Raw genomic sequence first — 23,489 nt, forward strand, 5'->3', positions numbered from 1 at the left:
AAGATGCCGCTGCAATCGTTAACGCGATAATCCTACCCTTTAAAATTTAGGTATCAATTATATTGTTGGTTAAATAAATTATACTATTTTTAAAGATCTATTAAACATACATCTAAAATTGAATCACATTAAAGCTGCAAAATCATTGAATTTCTTATAATTTTTGATAGCCCTGTTGGTGATTTATAGAGTTTGTTGATTAGAATAAGAGTAATAAAAACTTCCGTGATACGGCTAATTCGGGTGTATTACGAAAGTAAACTAGATGTATATTACAAATTGGCAATAATATTAACCACAAAATAAACTAAATACAAAAAATGTTAGGAAATATATTAGGTATTGTTGGTTTAATTTTAACTCTAATTTTCGGAATTTATAGTATATGGATTGCAAGAAAAACTAACAAGAAAGTATCATTAGGTTTAGAGAAAAAAGAATGTTATAGCTTGTTTAAACAAGATATAAATAGATTAAAAATTGATGTTAAATATAATAATGAAATCGTTGAAAACTATTTGATTCTTTTTAAAGGTGTTTTAATTAATAATGGCAAAACAGATATAGATAAATCTAGGATTTATAAACCTTTACAATTAAACACTAAAAAAAACTATAAATGGCTAGAAACAAACGTTTATGAGAAACCAGATGGTTCTTCTATAACATTAAATAAATCGGATGATACAACCATAGAATTATCTTGGGATTTATTAAAGGCTGGCGAAAAAATAGAATTTGAATCCTTGATTGAAGTTCCAAATAATATTGAAATTGATGAAATAAGTGATGATTTTTACAACTCAATTGAATTTGATTTTAGAATTACTGACATAAATCGAATTGATAAACTTAGCGAAATAAATATTAGAGAAAAAAGGAATTTGAGACAGCGGAATAAAATGTTATATATTTCAATATTTACATTTTTAGCAGGCATTTACATTTTTTTTAGTCCTGAATTACCTGAAAATATATCTTTATTAACTTCAAAAAAAGAGATAAAATTTGAGGTTCTAAATAGAAAAGACACAATAAATGCTGTTTTGTATTCAAAAAAAGACAATATTGTAACAATAAAAAATGATAATTTAATAATTAACAAGAATATAAGCGATTTTAATGATGATTATAAAATATTAAAAATTGATAAGACAATTTCTGAACATTCGTTGTTTAACCGAATAATGGGTGGTCTTTATATTGTGTTAAGTATATTATCATTTCTATTATTTTATAAAATAAAAAAACTACCTTCAACAGGGGGGGTAGCAAAAAAGCGGGTTCTGGGAAAAATTCAACATTCGGAATTATAATGAATAGCTGTTATAAATTGAACATTTTATCCATCTAAAACCGCTTCTTCGCAAATCCCCAAACCGTACTTATCTATCTGTACCCAATCTGGTTTCAGAGTTCCTTTTTCAGGATCACTGAAATCTTAAAATGAAAATAGAGCAGCAAATTACTAAAAACAATGTTAGTGAACTCTTACTAAATAAAGTCCTCGGTTTTTTAAATACATTTATTGATTCTACAGAACATTTAAACGAGATTGTGTTTTTAAACAAAAACCGTTATAAGCCATATATACTACACAAAATTTTACTATTCAAATAAAGAAGTTTCTTTTTAACGAAACTTCTTTATATTTGTTAGAGAAAAATATCCGATTGAATGGACAAACTTTTTGAGGTTATTATTTTATAAGAAGTGTTCGAATTTTTAAAAAGCTTACAGAAAAAGCATTCTGAAAAAATCTTATACAATATTAGAAAATCTCAAGTTGAATTAGATTCTGAACTATTAAAAAAATTAAATAACGAAATCTGGGAATTCCGAACGTTGTATCAAGAATTTCAATATAGACTTCTTGCCTTTTGGGATAAAACGTCTGAAAATCAAATATTCGTTATATCAACACACGGATTTGTAAAAAAACGAAGCAAAGTTCCAGACAATGAAATTCAAAAAGCATTGAAGATTAGAGAAAAATATTTTGTTGAAAAAGGAATAAAAAATAAAAAGAAATGAAAACATACACATTAGACGAAGTACAGGACACAATTATAGGGGAAGTAGGAACTCCAGAACGTGATTTTTTTGAGTATGAAATTCAAATGGATTTAATAGGTAAAGCAATCAAACAAACAAGATTAGAACGCAACCTGACTCAAGAAGAACTTGGAAAGTTAATCGGAGTTCAGAAAGCTCAAATTTCCCGCCTCGAAAACAATGCAAGCAATGTAACCATGGACACACTGATGAGGGTTTTTTCTGCTTTGAAAGCGAAAGTGAAATTACATGTGGAACTGGCAAATATGAATATCAATGTTGGCAAATAATTTGCCTAATAATAGAGTGGACGAGTCCGCCTGAAACTGACAGAGAACACCTCTCCCATTCTGCCCGAAAAGTTAAGCAAAGCGTCTCCACGGATTCAATAATAAATTCAAATCTCCGACTCCAAAATTTCAATTTATGATCATCAACATCCAACCCATATTAGAGCATGAAAAAGTCATTTTATATCCATTACAGGATATGGACTTTGAAGGTTTATATCTAACTGCTTCAGACCCTAAAATATGGGAACAACACCCCAACAAAAATCGCTGGAAAAAAGAAGTATTTAAAACCTTTTTTGATGGCGCCATGCAAAGCAAAGGCGCATTTAAAATAGTAGACAAAAGCAACGGAGCGATAATGGGCAGCACCCGCTTTTATGATTATAACGAGCAGGAAAACAGCATTTTAATTGGTTATACTTTTTATGCTGTGGAGTGTTGGGGACAAGGGATTAATCATGCGGTTAAAACCATCATGTTAGATTATATTTTTCAATTCGTAGAAAAAGTTAATTTTCATATTGGTGCAAATAATGTAAGGTCGCAAATAGCCATTGGCAGATTAGGAACTACAAAAATTGATGAACAGGAAGTGACTTATTTTGGAGAAGAACCTAAGTTAAATTACGTTTATAGTCTGTCTAAAAACGAATGGTTGTTGAATAAACCAGCTTCTAAGAATTAAGATTATCAAATCTCCATTTCAGGAATCTCCCCTTCTATAATTAGTTTACCTTCCGTTGCTTTTTTAATCTCATCTATGCTTATGCCTGGGGCTCTTTCTAATAATCTAAAAGCGCCATTTTCTATTTGATAAAAGCCTAACTCGGTCACCACTCTTTTCACACAGTGAACGCCCGTAAGAGGCAGAGAACAGGTTTTTAATAATTTAGATTGCCCTGCTTTGTTTACTTGTTGCATGGCTACGATGATATTTTTAGCCGAAGCCACTAAATCCATTGCTCCACCCATTCCTTTCACCATTTTACCCGGGATTTTCCAGTTGGCGATATCGCCATTTTCTGAAACTTCCATTGCACCTAAAACCGTTAAATCAACTTTTCCGGCTCTAATCATTCCAAAACTCATCGCCGAATCAAAAATTGACGAACCTGGCAAAGTAGTAATGGTTTGTTTACCTGCATTAATTAAATCGGCATCTTCTTCCCCTTCAAAAGGAAACGGACCCATACCTAATAAACCATTTTCAGATTGTAAAACAACATCTACTCCTTCCGGGATATAATTTGCCGCCAAAGTTGGAATTCCTATTCCTAAATTAACATACATTCCGTTTTTAAACTCTTTGGCTATTCTTTTTGCGATTCCGTTTTTGTCGAGCATTTTTTCGTTTTGTAGGGATAATCCTTGGATTATCCGCTTTTGTAAAATGTATTTAAAATTATTTACCTATGTAACTCTTATAAAGGATAATCCGAGGATTATCCCTACGTAGTACGTAACGTTCTTTGTTCTATTCGTTTTTCATAATTTGATCCTTGAAAAATACGATGTACATAAATTCCTGGAGTATGAATTTGATCGGGATCTAACTCGCCTGCTGGCACCAATTCTTCTACTTCGGCAATGGTTATTTTACCTGCCATAGCCATTAATGGATTAAAATTTCTGGCGGTAGATTTATAAATTAAATTCCCCATGGTATCGCCTTTCCAAGCTTTTACAATGGCAAAATCGGCATCAAAAGCCATTTCCATTAAATAGTCTTTTCCGTTAAAATTCCTTGTTTCTTTACCTTCGGCTACTTCTGTTCCTACTCCGGCCGGAGTAAAAATTGCTGGCATTCCGTAACCTGCGGCCATACAACGGGTAGCTAAAGTGCCTTGAGGGATTAATTCTACTTCTAACTCTCCGCTTAATAACTGACGTTCAAATTCGGCGTTTTCGCCAACATAAGAAGCTATCATTTTCTTTACCTGTTTCTTATGCAGCATTAAGCCGATACCAAAATCATCAACACCTGCATTATTTGAAATACAAGTGAGGTTTTTTACGCCATTTTTCACTAAAGCAGTGATAGAGTTTTCGGGAATTCCACATAAGCCAAAACCACCAAGCATCAGGGTCATTCCATCCTGTATATCTTGAATAGCAACATCAGCGTTAGCTATTACTTTATTCATATTTATAATTGGTTAAATGTAAAGGTAAATTTTAAGCTAAACATTCAAAAAAAATAAGCTTCAAACTTAAAATTTAATTCACAGGACGCACCATTACAATTTTATCATCGCTACCATTGCTGGTGATAAAATATACCTCACCATCTTTACCTACGCATATTGCTCTTTTTCTGCCAAACTCATTGGCAAAAAAATCTGCCTGACTTTCTATACTAGTTTTATTATCGTTTAGCTTAAGCTGGATAATTTTACTGGCTTTTAAAGTGGTAAGCAATAAAGAATTTTTCCATTGGGGAATGAGATTGCTGTTATAATAAGCTAAACCTGCTGTAGCAACTGTTGGCGACCAATTAATTAAGGGTTCTACTACATTATTGGCTGCACAAAAGCTTGCTTCGGTACTGGTATTGCAAAAACCTTCTACATTTGGCCAACCATAATTTCTCCCTTTTTGGATCAAATTAATTTCATCATCGTTACTTGGACCATGTTCTGATGCAAATAGTTTATCATCAACAAAAACCAAACCTTGTGAATTTCTATGTCCAAATGAGTAAATATAGCTGCCAGTTACGGGATTGTCTGATGGAATAGTGCCGTCTAAATTTAATCTTAAAACTTTACCAGATAATGAATTCATTTGCTGCGCTGAAGCCGCATTTGTGGCATCACCGGTAGTTACAAATAACTTTTTATCGCTACTTATTAATAAGCGGCTACCATTATGATAAGTCCCTGCTGGTATATTTTGAATTAAAATATTGGGATTAATAAGCGTGTTATTGCTGTAAGTATATCTTACTACTTTTTCGCGGTAAACATTATTTGCATTATAATTATAAACTACATAAACGTAAGGGGAAACGTTAAAATCTGGATGTAGCACCATGCCCAACAAACCTCCTTCACCTTGACTCACCACATCTGATATGGTGAATAAAGGCGAAATTTGTTTAGTTACTGGGTTCACACGACTTATTTTTCCGGATTTTTCTGTTATCCAAAGTTGATCATCAGGGCCATATATAATTTCCCAAGGCAGCACCAAGCCCGATGCAATCACTGTAGATTGTAGGGCTACCGGTGTATTATTATCAACAGTATCTGTAGGCTTGTTTGACTTTTTGCAAGAAAAAAAAGCAATGGTGAGTAAGAATAAAATTAGATGTTTCATTTTCAAAGGGTTTAAAAAAATAAACGCTTAAAACTTTCAAATAGTTTTATTTTAGGTATACATAAGTAATCCCATCTCCTCCTCTATCAGCATGTTCATCTTCCATTTTACTCACCTGAGGATATTTTTTTAAATAATTACGAATCAATTTCCTTAAAATACCGTCGCCTTTGCCATGTATTACTTTAAAAGAAGAAAATCCAAACATCACTGCTCTATCAAAATAACGTTCTAATTCGGCAACGGCATCTTCCCCTCTTTTACCTCTTAAATCTATCTCTGGTGAAAAACTTGCGGCGGAATCTGTATAGGACGAAGTTCCAAACCTTTTTACCTCTTTTGGCACTTGCTTATTGGCTACTTTCTCTACCCTTTTCTTTTTAACTACAGATCTTAACTCGCCAAAAGCCACTATTAAATTATCTTTTGCGACTTCTAAAACCTGGGCTAAATTATCAGAATCAAGCATTTTAATCCAATCTCCTGCAACAATTTCATCCTGACTGATTTCTGTTTTAGGCTTTTGTACAGGTTTAATCTCGTTTACTTTTAAAGCTTCATGTAATTGTGCTCTTAAAGCTTGGGTTTTAACCTTATCAGCTTTCACCTCCTTAATTTCAGAAATGGTGTTTTCTACTAATTTATTGGCATTTTTTATAATTTGCTGAGCTTCAAGCTTGGCTTCTCTAATTAAATTACGCTTGTTCTCTTCGTAATAATTCTTTAACGTTTCATTTTCGGCTAATAGCGATTTATATTTTCGTTGCTGCTTATCTAACTCTATTTTACTGTCAAAAACTTCCTTTTTATCTCTTTCTAAATCAACCAATAAGGTATCCACTTTTCTTTGCTGAACGCTGATTTTACTTTTTGCTAACGCGATTAAATGCGGAGACAAACCTATTTTTTGAGCAATCTCAAAAGCATAAGAACTCCCTGGCTTACCCATTTCTAACATGTACATAGGCTTAAGATTCACATTATCAAAAACCATTGATGCGTTTTCTAATCCTGCAGCACTATTGGCAAATAATTTCAAATTTGAATAGTGAGTGGTAATCATTCCAAAAGATTTCTTTTGGTTAATTTGCTCTAAAACAGCTTCGGCAATGGGGCCTCCAAAAAGTGGATCTGTTCCGGTACCAAACTCATCAATTAATATTAAGGTTTTGCCAGAAGCATGCTCTGTAAAGTATTTCATTTTTGAAAGATGCGCACTATAAGTACTCAAATCACTTTCTATAGATTGATCATCGCCTATATCAGCAAAAAGTTGCTTAAAAATACCCACTTCTGATTCGGCTGCGGCCGGAATTAATAAACCTGCCTGAACCATAATTTGCAATAAGCCTACGGTTTTCATGGCGACAGATTTACCACCTGCATTAGGTCCTGAAACTAATAAAATACGCACTTGGTCATCTAAATGCATATTTAAAGGAACTACCGGCTTTCCACTTTCCCTATGACTTAAAAGTAATAATGGATGTTTAGCATTAATTAGTTTGAGCTTGGCATCCTTTAATAAAACCGGCATATTGGCTTCAATTTTAATCGCAAATAATGCTTTTGCCCTTACAAAATCTAGCTTGGTTAAAAAACCATGATAAGACAATAAAATGGGCACATAAGGCCTTAATTGGTTGGTGAGCTCTGTTAAAATTCGGATGATCTCTCTTCGCTTATCGAATTCTAAATCACGTATTTTATTATTTAAACTAAAAACTTCCTCAGGCTCTATAAAAACGGTTTGCCCTGATGAAGATTCATCATGTACAAATCCTTTAACTTTTCTTTTATTTTCTGCTAAAATTGGGATACAAATTCGGCCATCTCTAACGGTTAAACTACCATCAGCAGCCCAATTATTTGCTTGGGCATTCTTATAAATCTGATCTATCTTTTTTCGGGCTTCTTGTTCAGCTTTAGCGATAGCAGTAGTGATTTCAGCCAATAATCTGGATGCATTAGGTTTAATTTTGCCCCTCACATCAATTACTGCTTCTATGTGTTTAAGAATATTTTTTTCGATAGGCAAATGCTCAAACAAAGCCTCCAAATTTGGATATAAGCCTGTCCTTTCTTCAAAATACCTAATTACGGCAAATACAGTTTGTAAAGAACTGTAAACTTGAAAAGCTTCGTCTTCACTTAAAAATGTGCCTTCTATTTTTGCTTTTTCTGCAATTTTCTTGATGTCAAAAAAACTTTGAATAGGAATAGGTTGGTCGTTTTCCAGAATATTTTTAAATTCTGACGTTTGTCTTAGAAACTTATTAATCTGATCATAGTTACTCATGAACTGGATTTTATCAACCATTCCACGTCCCATTTCACTGATACAGAAATTTCTTATTGCATTTTTAACATCCTCAAAACCTAATTTTTGAAGACTATTTAAGGGGTAAATCATTTACTTTTTTAGCTTTTGGTTTTGGCTTTATAATAGGTTTAGGTTGTAAGCTTTTTTCTAAGCCTTCTAAACTATCAATCACCTTTTGGTACATTTCATCAAGCTCTTTTGGTTGTAAACTATAGTAATTTAAGCTTTTGCTAAACTTTGCCGAATCAATGGCGTGTTTCTTAAATATATAATTATACCTGCTTTTAGCTTGCATTAACATGGTATCTGTGTTTTGTACTTGATATAAATAAGAATCTGAAATATGCATATCCACAAAAATCTCAATCATTTTATCTTTTTCAATAATGCCTGCCGGAGCTTTCTCTCCCTGACAAGAGATAAAAAAGATAAAGACACCAAACAAAGCCGAAAGTTTTTTATTCAACATAAACAGTTTAATTAAAAATGTGCTGAGCTATTTTGTTATATTTTTAAGATAAGCCCTACACAAAGTAAATCATTTGTATTTTTGACAAATATTCGCATAAAATTACGCATTAATGAGCATTACAGATAATATTAAAGCTTTTAAAACAGAGATAGAAAGCGTAAACGTAAGATTGGTTGCTGTTTCTAAAACTAAACCTATTGAAGATTTAATGGAAGCTTACAAGGCCGGACAAAGAATTTTTGGTGAAAACCAAGTTCAGGAATTGGCAGATAAGTATGAGCAATTACCAAAAGATATAGAATGGCATTTAATTGGGCATTTACAAACCAATAAAGTAAAATACATTGCCCCTTTTATATCCCTAATACATTCTGTAGATAGCCTCAAATTATTAACAGAAATTAACAAACAAGCAGAAAAAAATAACCGAGTAATTGATTGTCTTTTACAAGTTTATATCGCTGATGAAGAAACTAAATATGGTTTAGGTTTTGATGAGGTGATTGAGCTTTTAGAATCTCAAGAATTTACTGAGCTTAAAAATATCAGAATTGTTGGGGTAATGGGCATAGCCACCAATACCGAAAATCAGAAACAAATTAATGATGAGTTTTACGAATTAAGAACTCTTTTTGAAGGATTAAAAATAGCTTATTTTAAAAATGAACCTTCATTTAAAGAAATTTCTATGGGTATGTCTGCCGATTATAAAATAGCTATTGAGCAAGGTTCTACTCTAGTAAGAATTGGTAGTGATATTTTTGGTGAGCGAGTGATCAAACATTTTAAAAATCAGGAAGAAGAATAATATGAATATACCTATCCGCTTTGCGGTAAAAGAAGATTGCCCAAGAATGTTAACGCTAATTCACGAATTAGCGCTTTATGAAAAAGCTCCTGAAGAAGTAACCGTTACTTTAGCCGCTTTTGAGGATGCGGGGTTTGGTGAAAACCCTATTTGGAAAGCTTTTGTGGCAGAAAAAGATGGCAAAATAGAAGGTTTTGCATTGTTTTACATTCGCTACTCTACCTGGAAAGGTTGCAGATTATATTTGGAAGATTTTATTGTGACAGAAAATATGCGTGGCCAGGGAATTGGTAAAATTTTGTTTGAGCGAGTTTTAAAAGAAGCTAAAGATAAAAATTATGTTGGTGTTGTTTGGCAGGTCTTAGACTGGAACCAACCGGCTATTAATTTTTACAACAAGTACAACGCCCATTTAGAAGATGGTTGGCTAAATGCTTCCCTCTCAAAAGATCAAATTCAAGCTTTCTAATTTTAAGCACTAACTATTACACAACAATATAAATGCAGGTATTCAAATTTGGAGGAGCTTCTGTTAAAGATGCCGAAGGGATAAAAAATCTTACAGCAATTGTAAAATCTAATTCATCAGAAAAACTGTTGATTGTAATTTCTGCAATGGGTAAAACCACCAATGCTTTAGAAAAACTCACCAACAGCTATTTTTATCAACAAAATGATGTGAATGAAATATTTGATGAAATTAAAACATATCATTTCGAGATTTTACATCAATTATTTGAAAACCCAAACCACCCTGTTTTTAATGAAATCAACAATACTTTTGTAGAAATAGATTGGATTATTGAAGATGAACCTGTAGATGGTTATGATTTTATTTATGATCAAATAGTATCTATTGGCGAATTGGTTTCTACCCGCATTGTGAGTCATTATTTAAATTTTGCAGGCATCAATAGCCTTTGGTTGGATGCCCGTTCCTACATCCAAACAGATAATACTTACCGAGAAGGAAAAATTGACTGGGACAAAACAGCACAGCTCATTCAAAAAAATATTCCTCAAATTCTTCAACATCAAATTGGCATAACTCAAGGTTTTATTGGTAATACTTCAGAAAACTTCACTACCACTTTAGGACGAGAAGGATCTGATTTTACCGCTGCTATTTTTGCATCCTGCTTAAACGCCCAAGCCGTTACCGTTTGGAAAGATGTTCCCGGGATTTTAAATGCCGACCCTAAACTGTTTTCAGACTGTATCAAATTTGATGAACTTTCTTATGAAGAAGCCATAGAAATGACTTATTATGGCGCAACGGTTATTCACCCTAAAACCATTAAACCTTTACAAAATAAGCACATTCCATTATACGTAAAGCCTTTTTTAACCCCTTCAGAAAACGGAACTATTATTAAAGAAGCTGTAATAGAAATCCTCACTCCCATTATTATTGTAAAGAAAAATCAAATATTGGTCACCTTAAGTACCCGAGATTTATCTTTTATTACAGAAAACCATTTAAGAGATATTTTTAAGGCTTTCGCCGATGTAAATATCAAAGTGAATACCTTGCAAATTTCGGCTTTAAGCTTTTCGGCTAGTTTTGATTTTGATGACAACAAGTTTGAGCATTTTCAAAATGAAATGAAAAATGATTTTAAAATCAGGTTTAATACCGATTTAAAATTAATCACCATCCGTCATGCTAATGATGAGAGCATCCAAAAATACATCAAAACCAAAATTTACTTGGAGCAACGCAGTAGAAATACCGCTCAATTTGTATTAAAAGATGAATAATCTCATCAATAAAAACATGCTGAAATCAGAAGTTCAGGATTTTATCCATAAAAACCTGAAAACAGATTTACAAAAGCTCATTTTAAAAGGTTCTCCTTTTCCTGAGGTAAGCATACAAGAATTAGCCATACAAATAGAAGGAAAAAACAAAGCCGAAAAAAAATTACCAACTTGGTTTAAAACCGAAAACATCATCTTTCCTCCTAAATTAAATTTAGAACAAGCCTCTTCAGAAATCACCGCAAAATATAAAGCCGGCTTAATTGGAGAAGGTAATTTAATAGATTTAACAGGCGGTTATGGGGTAGATGATTATTATTTTGCTGAGAAAACCAATGTTGTTTATCACTGCGAAATGAATGAGCAACTTTCTGTTATTGTAAAACACAACGCACAAGTATTAGGAATAAATAATATACAATGCATTAAGGGGGATAGTCAAGACTTTTTGGCAAAACAAACCCAATTTGATACCATTTACATTGATCCTTCTAGAAGAGTAGAAAGTAGCCGAGTTTTCTTATTTAAAGATTGCGAGCCCAATGTGATAGAAAACCAATCTCTATATCTTAAAAAGGCTAAAAAAGTAATCATAAAAGCAGCGCCAATGTTAGATATTAGTGCTGGAATTAGCGAATTAAAAAACGTAGCTGAAGTTCACATTATTAGTGTTAACAATGAATGTAAGGAATTGCTTTTTATATTAGCGCCTATTGCATTGGCTGAACCTAAAATATACTGTGCTTTGTTGAATCAAAAACAAGAAAGAGTTTATTCTTTTTCTTATGCCGAAGAAAAAGCTCTTATAACTAAAGTAAAACCTTTAAAAAATTATTTATACGAGCCCGATGCCGCTATTTTAAAAGCCGGTTTTTTTAAATCTATCACCCAAAAATTTGAGGTAGATAAAATACATCAGCATACGCATTTATATACCTCAGAAAACCAAGTAGAAAACTTTGCAGGTAAAACGTTTGAAATTATTAAAACCACACTTTTTCAAAACTTTAAAGCCAGTAAATCAATGGCTAAAGCAAATGTGGTGACCAGAAATTTCCATCTCAAGCCAGAAGAAATCAAAAAAACGTTTAAGATTAAAGATGGCGGAGATATTTATTTGTTCTTTTGTACTAATTATAAAGAGCAAAAAGTAGTGGTAGAAGTTAAAAGAATCTAAACTAATTTTAAAAACAAGGTGCATAATTTTAGAATTATCCCAACAACAAAAAAAGCCCGCTTATCTAATAAGCAGGCTTTACAATCCATTCAAATTCTATTAAACCTTCTTTACGTTCACCGCTTGAGGACCTTTTTTGCCGTCTTCTATATCAAATTCAACATCATCGTTGTCTTTAATAGCATCTACACCGCCAATTACATCCTTAAAGTGAACAAAAATATCTTTACCATCACAAATAATGAATCCGAAACCTTTTTGTGCATTAAACCATTTTACTTTACCAGTTTTCATAAATTATTGAGTATTAAACATATAAAATTAAAAAATATAATCAATAACTGTAATAAAGTAAACAGGCATTAGATTCATATTTTAAATAACAATATCAAATATAAAAGAAATTCTCACTTAACTAAATATTAAATTATTTATTTGGTTGAGGTGTCATTCTCAAATAAGGCTTAATCTCTTTAAATCCTTTCGGAAATTTAGCCGGAATATCCTCTGTTTTAATAGATGGAGATACCACCACATCTTCACCTTCTTTCCAATCTGCAGGAGTGGCAACACTGTAATTTGCAGTTAGTTGTAAAGAATCTATTACACGCAAAATCTCCTGAAAGTTTCTTCCTGTAGATGCAGGATAAGAAATAATCAATTTAACAGTTTTATCTGGCGCAATAATAAATAAAGACCTTACGGTAAAAGTAGTTGACGCATTTGGGTGCATCATGCCATACGCTTCAGAAATAGACTTGTCTTCATCAGCTATAATTGGAAAAGTAACTTCTACACCTTGTGTTTCATTAATATCCTTAATCCAACCTTTATGTGATTCTACATCATCCACACTTAAAGCCATCACTTTTACATTACGCTTATCAAATTCTTGTTTAAGAGACGCCGTTTTGCCTAATTCTGTGGTACAAACAGGCGTATAATCTGCCGGATGCGAAAATAAAACGCCCCAACTATCCCCTAAATATTCATAAAAATCAATTTCCCCTAAAGACGTCTTCGCCTTAAAATTGGGAGCAATATCACCTAGTCTTAACATAGCTTTTTGTTTATATATTCTACTAATTTAGTAGAGTTTTAAAGAGAAAACAACTTTTTAAAGATTATGGAAAAGCAATGACATTCTCTAATCAAGTCTCGATAGCCACTCTTTCGACTATAGTGCTTGCAAAAAAACGGGAAGCTGCCGCTACGAAAGCGTTTAACTAACCTCATGCTTTACAATTAAATTAATTCTACAATAAATACGCCAAAAAACAGGATCTCTTTCTCAAAAATCAGTGCATAAAAAAAGGAGTTCAAATTGAACTCCTTTTTTTATATCCTAAAACAGATTTATTTTTACTTTACTATTTCAACTATTGCTTTAAAAGCTTCTGGATGATTCATTGCTAAATCAGCTAAAACTTTTCTATTTAAACCAATATTTTTAGTAGCACATTTTCCTATAAATTGAGAATAAGAAATTCCATACTGACGTGTTGCAGCGTTAATACGTTGAATCCACAATGATCTGAACTCTCTTTTCTTAACTTTTCTATCGCGGAAAGCATATTGCAAACCTTTTTCGACAGTATTTTTAGCAATGGTGTAAACCTTGCTTCTTGATCCCCAGTAGCCTTTGGCTAAATTTAAGATCTTCTTTCTTCTTCTTCTTGACGCTACTGCGTTTACCGAACGTGGCATAATTTAATTGTTTTTGGTAAGAGGTGATCCTTTTAAAAGAATACTTAAACCCAATCCCTGGTTAATAAATAATTACTTTCCGATGCAAAGCATACGTTGAACATTTCCCAAATCACCATTAGAAACTAATTGTGTGTGAGTTAAGTTACGTTTTTGCTTTGTGGTCTTCTTAGTTAGAATGTGACTCTTGTAGGCACTCTTTCTCTTAATTTTACCGGTTCCAGTAAGCGAAAAACGCTTTTTTGCGCTGGAATTGGTTTTCATTTTTGGCATAATAATGCTTTTTAATTTAACCTGTTAATATTATTTCTTTCCTGTTTTAGGCGCTAATGTTAAGAACATTCGTTTACCCTCTAATTTGGGTAATAGTTCTACTTTACCAACGTCTTCTAAAGCTTGAGCAAATTTTAATAATAAAATTTCACCTTGTTCTTTATAAACGATGGCTCTTCCTTTAAAATGGACATAGGCTCTCACCTTTTCTCCTGCCTCTAAGAAAGAAACGGCATGCTTTAATTTAAATTGAAAATCATGATCACTAGTATTCGGCCCGAAACGAATTTCTTTGATCACTGTTTGTTTAGCATTCGCTTTAATTTCTTTAAGCTTTTTCTTTTGCTCGTAAACAAACTTGTTATAATCTACAATTTTACAAACCGGTGGATTAGCATTTGGAGAAATCTCTACTAAATCGAGATCTAATTCCTGTGCCATTTCCAACGCTTTTTCGATAGGATAAACCCCTTGCTCTATATCCTCGCCTACTACCCTAACTTCTTTAGCTCTAATTCTTCTATTGATATTATGAGCTGGTTCTGTTACTCTTCTGCTTCTATTCGGGTTCAATTTAGGTCTAATGATTGTCCTCCATTTAAATAATTTAAATTATAATTTCTTTTTGAAGATGATTGCTAAACTCTTCTATACTCATACTTCCCTGATCACCTTCTCCGTGTTTTCTTACAGAAACCGTTCCATCTTCCATTTCCTTCTCTCCTATAATCAACATGAAAGGAATTTTCTTGATTTCCGCATCCCTAATCTTCCTCCCAATCTTCTCGTCACGCAAATCAATTAGCCCGCGAATATCGGAATTATTTAACGATTCTAAAACTTTTTTACCATATTCTTCAAATTTTTCAGAAATAGGTAAAACTATAAATTGCTCTGGGGTTAACCATAATGGGAAGTTACCCGCACAATGCTCTATCAATACGGCAACAAATCTTTCTAAAGAACCAAATGGCGCTCTATGAATCATTACTGGGCGATGCTTTTGATTGTCACTGCCTGTGTATTCTAATTCAAATCGCTCTGGCAGGTTATAATCTACCTGTATGGTTCCTAATTGCCATTTTCTACCTAGGGCATCCTTCACCATAAAGTCTAATTTTGGACCATAAAAAGCCGCTTCACCGGTTTCTACCACAGTTATTAAACCTTTTTCTTCAGCAGCCTCTATAATAGCGGTTTCGGCTAATTCCCAATTTTCATCAGAACCTATATACTTCGCTTTATTTTCTGGGTCACGTAGAGAAACTTGTGCTGTATAGTTTTCAAAACCTAAGGCTTTAAAAACATACAATACCAAATCAATTACTTTTTTAAATTCTTCTTTTACCTGATCTGGGCGGCAAAACAAATGTGCATCATCTTGAGTAAATCCTCTTACCCTGGTTAAACCATGTAATTCTCCACTTTGTTCATAGCGGTAAACAGTACCAAACTCGGCTAATCTGATGGGTAAATCTTTATATGACCGAGGCTTAAATTTATAAATTTCACAATGATGAGGGCAATTCATTGGTTTCAAGAAAAACTCCTCTCCTTCTTGTGGTGTTTTTATAGGCTGAAAAGAATCTGCACCATATTTATCATAATGACCAGAAGTTACATATAAGTTTTTATGCCCAATATGCGGGGTAATTACTTGTTCATAGCCTGCTTTTTGTTGTGCTTTTGATAAAAAATTTACTAATCTTTCTCTTAAAGCCGCACCTTTGGGCAACCATAAAGGCAATCCCATTCCTACTTTCTCAGAGAAAGTAAATAACTCTAATTCCTTACCTAATTTACGGTGATCACGCTTCTTTGCTTCTTCAATCATGTGAAGATACTCTGTAAGCTCACTTTGCTTTGGGAAAGTAACTCCGTATATACGAGTTAATTGTTTTCTGCTTTCGTCACCTCTCCAATAGGCGCCGGCTACGTTGGTTAGCTTTACGGCTTTGATAAAACCTGTATTAGGAATATGTGGTCCACGACATAAATCAGTAAAGTTACCTTGGGTGTAGAAAGTTATTTTTCCATCTTCCAAGTCTTTAATTAAATCTAGTTTATATTCGTCGCCTTTATCTTCAAAGTATTTTGTAGCATCAGCTTTTGAAATAGCAGTTTTTAAATAATCTGCTTTGGTGCGGGCTAATTCTAATACTTTATCTTCTATCTTTTTAAAATCATCAGAAGAAAATTCTCTCTCCCCAAAATCTACATCGTAATAAAAACCAGTTTCTATAGCTGGCCCAATTCCAAATTTTGTTCCCGGATATAAAAACTCTAAAGCTTCCGCTAATAAATGCGCTGATGAATGCCAAAATGTACTTTTACCTTGCGCATCATTCCAGGTTAACAATTTAACGGCTGAATCCTCTTCAATAGCTAAAGAAGAATCTACTACTTTACCGTTTACTTCGGCAGCTAAAACGTTTCTGGCTAAGCCTTCTGAAATAGAAAGGGCTATTTGGTGTGCATTGGTTCCTTTTTCATATTCCCTAACTGAACCATCGGGAAGTGTAATCTTAATCATCTACAATATGATTTATAAGTTGTAAAATTTATTTATTTGAACACTCACACAATTGAGTGTTTATGATTTGCAAAAATAGCAGAAAATTTAGATTCTTTGTTCACACATTTAATCAATTCCTATATTAATGCAACGGCATGATTTTAGAGATTGCTTTTTGATAATTATTTAGAATGAGTTGGATAAAAATGTTTGCGGATGCAACTGAAGCGTCAGAAGATTTAATTGATGATTTGGTTTTTAAGATCAAAAAAAAATTAAAGTGGAATTCTCCAGTTGTAATTATGCCCTACCGAACTTATGGTACCCGAACAAATATTTATATTAAAGGCAGGGTATTAGAAAACAAATTAATAAAACCTGCAAGTGGTAAAGAAAGTCTTTTAAACAACTTATCAAATATGTATAAAAGGTTTCAGAGTGATGAGGTATCTGGCGTAACGATAAGTGCTGTTTATCATGACAAAACTTATGAAATAATAACAGATGAGGAGGGTTATTATAGCTTAAATTTTTCGCCAGTAGGGCAACCTAATATTCATTCGCTTTGGCACCCTGTTTCTCTTAAAATTAAAGATTCTCCTATTCCTTGGGAAGATCAAGAATATATTGCAGAGGTATTAGTTCCTCCTGTTGATGCTGAATTTGGCGTTATTAGTGATATTGATGATACGGTTGTTCAAACATCTGCAACCCAATTTTTAGCCATGGCTAAAACTGTATTTTTAAATAATGCACATTCTAGATTGCCTTTCCCTGGTGTCTCGGCATTTTATAATGCCTTATTGTTGGGTAAAAGTGGGAAACGAAATAATCCTTTCTTTTACGTTTCTAGCAGTCCATGGAATATGTATGATTTGCTAAAGGAATTTCTTGATTTAAATAAAATACCAGAAGGCCCTTTATTACTTCGTGATTTTGGATTGCAGGATAATAAGTTGATCAGTAGTGGACATCAGGCTCATAAAACAAAAGAAATCGTTAATATTTTAAAAATGTATCCAAATCTTAACTTTGTTTTGATTGGAGACAGCGGCCAACAAGATGCTTACATCTACAAAGAAATAGCTACTTTATATCCTGAGCGAATTTTAGCTATCTACATCCGTGATTTAGGACTAGAAAAAACCTCCAAAGCAATTAATGAATTGATTGCTACAAGTGTTGGGCAAAATATAGACATTACCTTAACTAAAGATGCAGAACAAGCGGCAAAACATGCAGCCCAGAAAGGTTTAATTTTTGTGGAAGCTATTCCTGAAATTAAAATTGATAAAAAACAAGATAAAGGAGAATTACCTGGGAAAGAAGAAAATACGATTGTTTAAGGTGTGAATAGATAAAATCAAACAAAAATCTTATTAATTTTTACACATTACCCCAACCTGTAGCCAAAACATCAGCTAAATGCATGGTTTTAATTGGAAGGTTTTGTTGATCTATGTAAGCTTGTAGTTGCAATAAACAAGAAGCATCGGTAGATATTATATATTCTGCTCCTGTTTCTAAAGCATTTTGAACTTTTTGCTCGGCCATAGCCGATGAAATTCCAGCAAATTTTACAGCGAAGGTTCCTCCAAAGCCACAGCAAACTTCGTTATCTTTCATCTCTACCAATTCTAAACCCAAAACTTTAGATAATAGCAAACGTGGTTCTTCTTTAATTTTACACTCTCTTAAAGCACTGCAAGAATCGTGATAAACGGCTTTACCTTCTAATTCAGCACCAAAATAATCTTTGTTTAAAACATTGATTAAAAAATCTGAAAGCTCATAAATATGACCTTGAATATTTTTGCATTTATTGTGAATGGCGGTGTTAAAAAACAAATCGTTATAAGAGTTTTTCACCATTCCGGTGCAAGAAGCTGAGGGAGAAACGATATAATTTTGTTCAGAAAAATCATTTAAAAATTTAGTACCTACTTCTTTAGCTTCGTCCCAAAAACCTGCATTATAAGCAGGTTGTCCACAACAAGTTTGCTCTGGATTATAAATCACCTTGCAGCCTGCTTTTTCTAAAACTTTAACGGTATTTTTTGCTGTTTCTGGATAAAGCTGATCAATAAAACAAGGAATAAATAATTCAATATTCATTTAGAAAAAGTAGGATTAAAAAAATAAAATCAAAAGTAGAAAGTTTAAATCAGAAAATTGGAGTTTTATAAATAAGTTTTAGGTTAAAAGTGTTTTACGTTCTTGTCTTAAAACCGTGAATAATAATATTAAACCAATGATAAAAAATGTTCCTAAACTTAGGGCACTATTTCTCATGTTTCCGGTGAGTTCTTCTATTAAACCAAAACTAAATAACCCGGCTACAATGGCCAATTTCTCGGTTACATCATAAAAACTGAAAAAAGAAGCGGTATCTGGCGTTGCTTCTGGTAAAAATTTAGAGAAAGTAGAGCGGGATAACGATTGAATTCCTCCCATTATTAAGCCCACCACCGCGGCCAAAACATAGAATTGATATTCATTAGCCACAAAATAAGCAGCCACACATACTCCAATCCAAATAAAAACCACAAAAATTAGAACCTGGATATTTCCAAATACTTTTGACAACCTCGACATTAAAATTGCACCTAAAATAGCTACCAACTGAATAATAAGAATGGTTGCAATAAGTTTTGATGTCCCTAAATGCAATATTTTTTCTCCAAAATTAGCGGCAACCAACATAATAGTTTGCACTCCCATAGCATAGAAAAAATATGCCGTTAAATACTTTTTAAGAACCGGCATTTGCTTTACCTGCACCCATACTTTTTTTAATTCTTGCAAACCACTATGTACTTTAGATTTATCTAATTTATTGTAATTAGGGCTTCCTTTTGGTAAAACCGAAAATGGAATTTGAGAAAAGCCTATCCACCATAATCCTACTAAAAGAAAGGATAATCTGGCTGGTAAAGAAGCATCTGTGATTCCAAAAAATTCTGGTTTTAGAACAAATACAAAACAAATGATTTGAAGAATTACACTTCCTACATATCCATAAGAAAAACCTTTTGCACTCACTTTATCTTGCTCTTCTTTTGTGGCAATTTCTGGTAAATAAGAATTACTAAATACAATTCCACCGTTATAACCAATAGCGGCTACAGCAAATAAAATGATGCTAAATTCTAAGGTATTTATTTTAAAGAAAAACAAACCAGCGCAGGCTATAGCTCCAATCCAGGTAAATACTTTCATAAATACCTTTTTATTACCATGATAATCTGCTGTTGCTGTTAAAAATGGAGTGATGATGGCAATAATTAAGTAAGCTACAGCTAAAGCGTAATTAGATAACGCTGTGTTTACAAATTTCATCCCAAAGAAAAACACTTTATCCCCATTTTCACTTGTAGTAGTAATTGCGGTATAATAAGCTGGAAAAATAGTAGAAGTGATCACCAAGTTATAAGCAGAGTTTGACCAGTCAAACATGGCCCATGCTCTGATGGTCTTTTTATTATTTTTGATAGACAGCATTATATTACGATTGAGGTTTTACATTTGCGAGTTTAAAAATCATGTCTTTAATTTTGAGATTTACTAGCGAAATAAAAGTATATAAAAACAAGTAACCACAAGAATAAATTTTAATTGAGCGTAAAAAGAGAAATCAAATGTTTGCATTGTAAAGAATGGACTTTGTGGCGTGGAGAAATTTACGACCGATGTTTGTATTGTGGTGAGTTTTTACAGAATGAAGATTTTATCAAAAAAGTAGAAACTGATATCAGAACTCAGGTTAAGGAAGAAAATGACCTTTTTCATATTAAACCTACTGATAAAGAATTCACTAAGAAAAGCAAAAAATTTTTAAGAAGATTTAGAAAGGTTTTTGTGGTAGCACAAGCCGCTTTAATTGCTTTTATGAGCTTACTTTTGTGGCTTATTGGATTGATGAGTACTTAATAATGGCAACATTAACTAATAAATGGTTTTTAGTTTTCAGCCTAATTTGGCTCATTATTTTTACTTGTACTAAGTTTGGAATTTACTTTTACTGGCCTATTCAATTTTACCTGATTGATTTAATTGCAGTTCCAATTATTGGGAATTTAAGCTTGGCTTTTTACCGTTTTATATTAAAAAATCAGTTAGCTAGGCTCTCTTTTTGGCATATTGCTTTTATAGTTTTAAGCTTAATTGTAGTTTTTGAATGGTATATGCCTAAATCTAACAGTCGTTACTCTGCAGATATTTTTGATGTGGTGATGTATATTTTGGGTGGTTTATTTTTTGGATTGGTGATGAATTGCAAAAAGTCTAAAGTCCGCTGAAAGCAGTTGTAGGTTATCAGTTCTAAGTTTTCTGTGGAGGCTATCGGTTAGTTTAATTTCACTATCAAGTTTCTATTACTTTTTTTGCGTTAGGGACTGAAACGGCAGCTTTTTTGGCTTTTTTGGGCCAAAAAACTACAGTGTAAGGCCCGCCCGAACGCCCAAATAAAAACCTTTTTAAAACAAAAAAGCCCCAATAAATTGAGGCTTTCTGTAAAATATGTTGCTAATTAATTATTGTAAACCTTTACTACAAAAATAAAATCTTGCATCTTTTTTATACGTTGTGTTCTGCTTAATCCTGCCAATGTATTTTTCTTATTGATAGTGATTTTCTCTTTTAAAGAATCTTGAGGAATATTGTCTATCGCTTTTAACAAAAAGTTAGATTTTATAGCAAATGTTGCTCCATCTGCCTGAGTTTGCTTGCCACTCACAATACCAATAATGTTTCCTTTGCTATCTAATAAAGGCCCACCAGAATTACCTGGATTAACCGGAATAGAAACTTGATAAGCAATAGAATCGCCACCAAAACCATTAGCCGAACTTAAGTAACCTTCTCCGTAAACTACATCATCTTTTGGGAAACCAAAAGTGTAAACGTCTTCTCCTAAATCAGAAGCTTTTCTTTTAAAGGTATAAGGTAAGGCCGAAAGATTTTTGAATGTTGGATCTATAATTTGTAATACAGCAATATCAGAAGCCGGATCTATGTAAATGGTTTCCACTTTAAAAGACTCGCCTTTATTATTTTGAACATAAATAGAATCGGCACCTTCTACCACATGGTAATTGGTCACCAAATATCCGTTAGATGTTAATGCAAATCCTGTTCCGCCAAACTGACTTGGTGTAGCATCTTGATTTTTACTGTTAATATTTCTGATTAAAGCATTTTGAGAACGCTTTATATTTTCCATATCTCTTTTTAAAGCGCTGTAACTTGGGTTGGTTTCCTTTTTAAACTGACCTGTTGATAAAAGCGTAACCAAAGTAACCAAAATAGCTACAGAAGCTGCCACCGCTAAATTTTTCTTATGCTTTCTCCAAATAGAAACAATTTTAGTTGGCTTCTCTAGGTATTGTTCTTTTAAAGCTTCCACATCTAATTCTGCATGAATTTCATTCATTGCATTTCTAAGATTTCTTTCTTCTCCAAAACTTTTTAAAGTTTTTAGAAAATCTAAATGTGCAATTACCTTATGATCTAAAGCTGAATTTGCTTTTCTTTCTAAATCAAAAGCAGCCAATTCCTCAGCGCTCATCTCATTAAAAAGATAAGATTCAATTTTTTTAATCAAATCAATTTCACTTTTCATATTTCTTATTTTTGACTAAAAAACAATTTCTTTAGCCTTTGAAGACACTTATATTTTTGAGTCTTGGCATTATCTGCATTGGTATAACCAAATTTCTCGCAAATGTCTTGCATAGAACTATTATGAATGTAAAAATCTTCAATAATAGTTTTGCAAGGTTCACCTAACTCTTGTAAAGCACTATTCATTAATAAAAACTGCTGATCTTTTTCTTCACGCTGCTCTACATCTTGCTCTACCTGAAAATGATCTTCGTAATCTTTAATATCTCCACCACTAAATCTACTTTTATGATTTAGCTTCTTTAACCACAACCTTCTACATACCGAGTATAAAAATGTTTTAAGCTTACTACTTAATTCAAAATCTCCACTTTTTATTTTATCATGAAGAACTAAAACTCCTTCCTGAAAAACATCTTTAGCATCATCTTCATTTCCGTTGTTATTAATGATCAATTGTAAGACCATTGGAAAATAAGTTTTATAAAGATATTTAAGTGTAGCAGATGAATTATTCAGGATGCCTAAAATGATTTCCTTATCTGTTGGCTTAGAATCGTTTATCTTGTTACTCACTTCTTAATACTATTTCCGCTAAATTGTAACCCTTTCTCCGTAAAAAAAAATTTAAACTGCATTATTATCTAAATAATTTCAAATTATTATCCAAAATTCAATCCAAAAAATAAAATTTCACCTTTTTTAAAAAAAATTCAAGTATTGAGGGTTACCTTTTTAAATTTTAGGTATTAACCAGTAATTAATCACAAAATAAAAAAGAAATTAACATGAAAAATTTATTAAAATTCGGATTTTTTGCTTTAGCTATCTCATTATCAGTAGTTGCTTGTAACTCTAACAAACCAGCTGAAGAAACTGCTGATTCAGCTGCTATGGATTCTATAACAGTTGATACTTCTGCAATTGATTCAGTTGCTCCAGATTCAGTTGCTGTTGATACTACTGCTGCAATGTAATTTTAAATCCCAAAAAGATTTAAGGCCACTATCTTTTGATAGTGGTTTTTTTTTGATCTATATTTTTTTTTTAGAAAAGCAAATTCCTTCATTCAAAACAACAACAGTCCCACTGTTTGTTCATACTGCACAAAGCCTTAGCCACAAAAGGCCGGTATCCACTTCCATCAGGTTTAGATAACCAAACC

The 23,489-nt window shown here is 32.7% G+C and carries 27 protein-coding genes; 12 read left to right on the forward strand and 15 right to left on the reverse strand.

What is annotated here, in order from left to right:
• Window positions 1–320 precede the first annotated feature (320 nt).
• The 4 genes from FA046_RS15250 (at window position 321) to FA046_RS15265 (ending at window position 3,033) form a co-directional block, all read left to right on the forward strand.
• On the forward strand, window positions 321–1,316 hold the full coding sequence (locus tag FA046_RS15250; RefSeq protein ID WP_136827396.1) for a hypothetical protein: 996 nt from the start codon (window positions 321–323) through the stop codon (window positions 1,314–1,316).
• Between the two features lie 397 nt (window positions 1,317–1,713).
• On the forward strand, window positions 1,714–2,034 hold the full coding sequence (locus FA046_RS15255) for a type II toxin-antitoxin system RelE/ParE family toxin (RefSeq protein WP_225870941.1): 321 nt from the start codon (window positions 1,714–1,716) through the stop codon (window positions 2,032–2,034).
• Window positions 2,031–2,345, forward strand: coding sequence for a helix-turn-helix domain-containing protein (locus tag FA046_RS15260; RefSeq protein WP_136827397.1), 315 nt, complete (start codon window positions 2,031–2,033; stop codon window positions 2,343–2,345). Before FA046_RS15255 ends, FA046_RS15260 begins: the two co-directional genes overlap by 4 nt.
• A gap of 136 nt (window positions 2,346–2,481) precedes the next feature.
• A complete protein-coding gene (locus FA046_RS15265) occupies window positions 2,482–3,033 on the forward strand; it encodes a GNAT family N-acetyltransferase (protein WP_136827398.1) in 552 nt (183 codons plus the stop codon).
• A gap of 5 nt (window positions 3,034–3,038) precedes the next feature.
• On the opposite strand, the gene FA046_RS15270 is transcribed toward FA046_RS15265, so the two are convergent.
• The 5 genes from FA046_RS15270 to FA046_RS15290 form a co-directional block, all read right to left on the reverse strand.
• Entirely contained in the window at window positions 3,039–3,692 is a 654-nt protein-coding gene (locus FA046_RS15270) for a 3-oxoacid CoA-transferase subunit B (protein WP_136827399.1), read from the reverse strand.
• Window positions 3,693–3,796: 104 nt separating this feature from the next.
• Complete coding sequence (locus tag FA046_RS15275) at window positions 3,797–4,492, reverse strand: CoA transferase subunit A (RefSeq protein ID WP_136827400.1); 696 nt, start codon at window positions 4,490–4,492, stop codon at window positions 3,797–3,799.
• Window positions 4,493–4,565: 73 nt separating this feature from the next.
• Window positions 4,566–5,666 carry a PQQ-dependent sugar dehydrogenase gene (locus FA046_RS15280; RefSeq protein WP_136827401.1) on the reverse strand — a complete coding sequence of 367 codons (1,101 nt, stop codon included), beginning with the start codon at window positions 5,664–5,666 and terminating at the stop codon, window positions 4,566–4,568.
• A gap of 46 nt (window positions 5,667–5,712) precedes the next feature.
• Window positions 5,713–8,079, reverse strand: a complete 2,367-nt coding sequence (locus FA046_RS15285; protein ID WP_136827402.1) for an endonuclease MutS2 — start codon at window positions 8,077–8,079, stop codon at window positions 5,713–5,715.
• Window positions 8,060–8,458 carry a DUF4296 domain-containing protein gene (locus FA046_RS15290; protein ID WP_136827403.1) on the reverse strand — a complete coding sequence of 133 codons (399 nt, stop codon included), beginning with the start codon at window positions 8,456–8,458 and terminating at the stop codon, window positions 8,060–8,062. The genes FA046_RS15285 and FA046_RS15290 overlap by 20 nt, the downstream gene beginning before the upstream one ends.
• Before the next feature lie 112 nt (window positions 8,459–8,570).
• Between FA046_RS15290 and FA046_RS15295 the strand changes: the two genes are divergently transcribed.
• From FA046_RS15295 to FA046_RS15310, 4 genes are read left to right on the forward strand one after another with little or no spacing between them, the layout of a single operon-like run.
• The gene (locus tag FA046_RS15295) at window positions 8,571–9,269 is read left to right on the forward strand and encodes a YggS family pyridoxal phosphate-dependent enzyme (protein ID WP_136827404.1); all 699 of its coding nucleotides are present in this window, start codon (window positions 8,571–8,573) and stop codon (window positions 9,267–9,269) included.
• Between the two features lies 1 nt (window position 9,270).
• Window positions 9,271–9,738, forward strand: coding sequence for a GNAT family N-acetyltransferase (locus FA046_RS15300; RefSeq protein WP_136827405.1), 468 nt, complete (start codon window positions 9,271–9,273; stop codon window positions 9,736–9,738).
• Between the two features lie 32 nt (window positions 9,739–9,770).
• Window positions 9,771–11,030 carry an aspartate kinase gene (locus FA046_RS15305; protein ID WP_136827406.1) on the forward strand — a complete coding sequence of 420 codons (1,260 nt, stop codon included), beginning with the start codon at window positions 9,771–9,773 and terminating at the stop codon, window positions 11,028–11,030.
• Window positions 11,023–12,207, forward strand: coding sequence for a class I SAM-dependent methyltransferase (locus tag FA046_RS15310; protein WP_136827407.1), 1,185 nt, complete (start codon window positions 11,023–11,025; stop codon window positions 12,205–12,207). Before FA046_RS15305 ends, FA046_RS15310 begins: the two co-directional genes overlap by 8 nt.
• A 99-nt stretch (window positions 12,208–12,306) precedes the next feature.
• Here FA046_RS15310 and FA046_RS15315 read toward each other — a convergent pair whose 3' ends face one another.
• From FA046_RS15315 to thrS, 6 genes are all read right to left on the reverse strand, one after another.
• Window positions 12,307–12,501: a cold-shock protein gene (locus FA046_RS15315; protein WP_136827408.1), complete on the reverse strand. Its 195-nt coding sequence runs from the start codon at window positions 12,499–12,501 to the stop codon at window positions 12,307–12,309.
• A 133-nt stretch (window positions 12,502–12,634) separates the two neighbouring features.
• The gene (locus tag FA046_RS15320) at window positions 12,635–13,285 is read right to left on the reverse strand and encodes a peroxiredoxin (RefSeq protein ID WP_262709962.1); all 651 of its coding nucleotides are present in this window, start codon (window positions 13,283–13,285) and stop codon (window positions 12,635–12,637) included.
• A 284-nt stretch (window positions 13,286–13,569) separates the two neighbouring features.
• A complete protein-coding gene (gene rplT / locus FA046_RS15325) occupies window positions 13,570–13,914 on the reverse strand; it encodes a 50S ribosomal protein L20 (protein ID WP_136827410.1) in 345 nt (114 codons plus the stop codon).
• A 72-nt stretch (window positions 13,915–13,986) separates the two neighbouring features.
• Entirely contained in the window at window positions 13,987–14,187 is a 201-nt protein-coding gene (gene rpmI, locus FA046_RS15330; protein WP_136827411.1) for a 50S ribosomal protein L35, read from the reverse strand.
• A gap of 30 nt (window positions 14,188–14,217) precedes the next feature.
• The gene (gene infC, locus FA046_RS15335; protein WP_136827412.1) at window positions 14,218–14,760 is read right to left on the reverse strand and encodes a translation initiation factor IF-3; all 543 of its coding nucleotides are present in this window, start codon (window positions 14,758–14,760) and stop codon (window positions 14,218–14,220) included.
• Window positions 14,761–14,794: 34 nt separating this feature from the next.
• Window positions 14,795–16,720, reverse strand: coding sequence for a threonine--tRNA ligase (thrS, locus tag FA046_RS15340; protein ID WP_136827413.1), 1,926 nt, complete (start codon window positions 16,718–16,720; stop codon window positions 14,795–14,797).
• Window positions 16,721–16,893: 173 nt separating this feature from the next.
• On the opposite strand from thrS, the gene FA046_RS15345 reads away from it, so the two are divergent.
• Complete coding sequence (locus tag FA046_RS15345) at window positions 16,894–18,048, forward strand: App1 family protein (RefSeq protein ID WP_136827414.1); 1,155 nt, start codon at window positions 16,894–16,896, stop codon at window positions 18,046–18,048.
• A 40-nt stretch (window positions 18,049–18,088) separates the two neighbouring features.
• Here FA046_RS15345 and FA046_RS15350 read toward each other — a convergent pair whose 3' ends face one another.
• Both FA046_RS15350 and FA046_RS15355 read right to left on the reverse strand, forming a co-directional pair.
• Window positions 18,089–18,817, reverse strand: a complete 729-nt coding sequence (locus FA046_RS15350) for a (Fe-S)-binding protein (RefSeq protein WP_136827415.1) — start codon at window positions 18,815–18,817, stop codon at window positions 18,089–18,091.
• 78 nt (window positions 18,818–18,895) lie between these two features.
• Window positions 18,896–20,203, reverse strand: coding sequence for an MFS transporter (locus FA046_RS15355; RefSeq protein WP_136827416.1), 1,308 nt, complete (start codon window positions 20,201–20,203; stop codon window positions 18,896–18,898).
• A gap of 114 nt (window positions 20,204–20,317) precedes the next feature.
• On the opposite strand from FA046_RS15355, the gene FA046_RS15360 reads away from it, so the two are divergent.
• Window positions 20,318–20,632 carry a hypothetical protein gene (locus tag FA046_RS15360; protein ID WP_136827417.1) on the forward strand — a complete coding sequence of 105 codons (315 nt, stop codon included), beginning with the start codon at window positions 20,318–20,320 and terminating at the stop codon, window positions 20,630–20,632.
• A 2-nt stretch (window positions 20,633–20,634) separates the two neighbouring features.
• A complete protein-coding gene (locus FA046_RS15365) occupies window positions 20,635–21,000 on the forward strand; it encodes a hypothetical protein (protein WP_136827418.1) in 366 nt (121 codons plus the stop codon).
• Between the two features lie 230 nt (window positions 21,001–21,230).
• Here FA046_RS15365 and FA046_RS15370 read toward each other — a convergent pair whose 3' ends face one another.
• On the reverse strand, window positions 21,231–22,322 hold the full coding sequence (locus tag FA046_RS15370; RefSeq protein WP_136827419.1) for a trypsin-like peptidase domain-containing protein: 1,092 nt from the start codon (window positions 22,320–22,322) through the stop codon (window positions 21,231–21,233).
• Between the two features lie 5 nt (window positions 22,323–22,327).
• On the reverse strand, window positions 22,328–22,900 hold the full coding sequence (locus FA046_RS15375) for an RNA polymerase sigma factor (protein WP_136827420.1): 573 nt from the start codon (window positions 22,898–22,900) through the stop codon (window positions 22,328–22,330).
• Between the two features lie 212 nt (window positions 22,901–23,112).
• Between FA046_RS15375 and FA046_RS15380 the strand changes: the two genes are divergently transcribed.
• Window positions 23,113–23,301: a hypothetical protein gene (locus FA046_RS15380; protein WP_136827421.1), complete on the forward strand. Its 189-nt coding sequence runs from the start codon at window positions 23,113–23,115 to the stop codon at window positions 23,299–23,301.
• The last annotated feature ends 188 nt before the right edge of the window (window positions 23,302–23,489 follow it).

This window comes from Pedobacter cryophilus (assembly GCF_005116455.1).
Taxonomy (GTDB): Bacteria; Bacteroidota; Bacteroidia; order Sphingobacteriales; family Sphingobacteriaceae; genus Pseudopedobacter; species Pseudopedobacter cryophilum.

What these genes read in the sequence shown, in the direction of transcription:
- FA046_RS15365 (WP_136827418.1), top strand. Translation starts at nt 20,635, where the DNA reads ATGGCAACATTAACTAATAAATGGTTTTTAGTTTTCAGCCTAATTTGG.
- FA046_RS15315 (WP_136827408.1), bottom strand. Translation starts at nt 12,501, where the DNA reads ATGAAAACTGGTAAAGTAAAATGGTTTAATGCACAAAAAGGTTTCGGA.
- FA046_RS15380 (WP_136827421.1), top strand. Translation starts at nt 23,113, where the DNA reads ATGAAAAATTTATTAAAATTCGGATTTTTTGCTTTAGCTATCTCATTA.
- FA046_RS15295 (WP_136827404.1), top strand. Translation starts at nt 8,571, where the DNA reads ATGAGCATTACAGATAATATTAAAGCTTTTAAAACAGAGATAGAAAGC.
- FA046_RS15270 (WP_136827399.1), bottom strand. Translation starts at nt 3,692, where the DNA reads ATGCTCGACAAAAACGGAATCGCAAAAAGAATAGCCAAAGAGTTTAAA.
- FA046_RS15345 (WP_136827414.1), top strand. Translation starts at nt 16,894, where the DNA reads ATGAGTTGGATAAAAATGTTTGCGGATGCAACTGAAGCGTCAGAAGAT.
- FA046_RS15350 (WP_136827415.1), bottom strand. Translation starts at nt 18,817, where the DNA reads ATGAATATTGAATTATTTATTCCTTGTTTTATTGATCAGCTTTATCCA.
- FA046_RS15310 (WP_136827407.1), top strand. Translation starts at nt 11,023, where the DNA reads ATGAATAATCTCATCAATAAAAACATGCTGAAATCAGAAGTTCAGGAT.
- FA046_RS15260 (WP_136827397.1), top strand. Translation starts at nt 2,031, where the DNA reads ATGAAAACATACACATTAGACGAAGTACAGGACACAATTATAGGGGAA.
- FA046_RS15355 (WP_136827416.1), bottom strand. Translation starts at nt 20,203, where the DNA reads ATGCTGTCTATCAAAAATAATAAAAAGACCATCAGAGCATGGGCCATG.
- rplT (WP_136827410.1), bottom strand. Translation starts at nt 13,914, where the DNA reads ATGCCACGTTCGGTAAACGCAGTAGCGTCAAGAAGAAGAAGAAAGAAG.
- FA046_RS15370 (WP_136827419.1), bottom strand. Translation starts at nt 22,322, where the DNA reads ATGAAAAGTGAAATTGATTTGATTAAAAAAATTGAATCTTATCTTTTT.
- thrS (WP_136827413.1), bottom strand. Translation starts at nt 16,720, where the DNA reads ATGATTAAGATTACACTTCCCGATGGTTCAGTTAGGGAATATGAAAAA.
- FA046_RS15250 (WP_136827396.1), top strand. Translation starts at nt 321, where the DNA reads ATGTTAGGAAATATATTAGGTATTGTTGGTTTAATTTTAACTCTAATT.
- FA046_RS15275 (WP_136827400.1), bottom strand. Translation starts at nt 4,492, where the DNA reads ATGAATAAAGTAATAGCTAACGCTGATGTTGCTATTCAAGATATACAG.
- FA046_RS15265 (WP_136827398.1), top strand. Translation starts at nt 2,482, where the DNA reads ATGATCATCAACATCCAACCCATATTAGAGCATGAAAAAGTCATTTTA.
- FA046_RS15290 (WP_136827403.1), bottom strand. Translation starts at nt 8,458, where the DNA reads ATGTTGAATAAAAAACTTTCGGCTTTGTTTGGTGTCTTTATCTTTTTT.
- rpmI (WP_136827411.1), bottom strand. Translation starts at nt 14,187, where the DNA reads ATGCCAAAAATGAAAACCAATTCCAGCGCAAAAAAGCGTTTTTCGCTT.
- FA046_RS15305 (WP_136827406.1), top strand. Translation starts at nt 9,771, where the DNA reads ATGCAGGTATTCAAATTTGGAGGAGCTTCTGTTAAAGATGCCGAAGGG.
- FA046_RS15285 (WP_136827402.1), bottom strand. Translation starts at nt 8,079, where the DNA reads ATGATTTACCCCTTAAATAGTCTTCAAAAATTAGGTTTTGAGGATGTT.
- FA046_RS15280 (WP_136827401.1), bottom strand. Translation starts at nt 5,666, where the DNA reads ATGAAACATCTAATTTTATTCTTACTCACCATTGCTTTTTTTTCTTGC.
- FA046_RS15300 (WP_136827405.1), top strand. Translation starts at nt 9,271, where the DNA reads ATGAATATACCTATCCGCTTTGCGGTAAAAGAAGATTGCCCAAGAATG.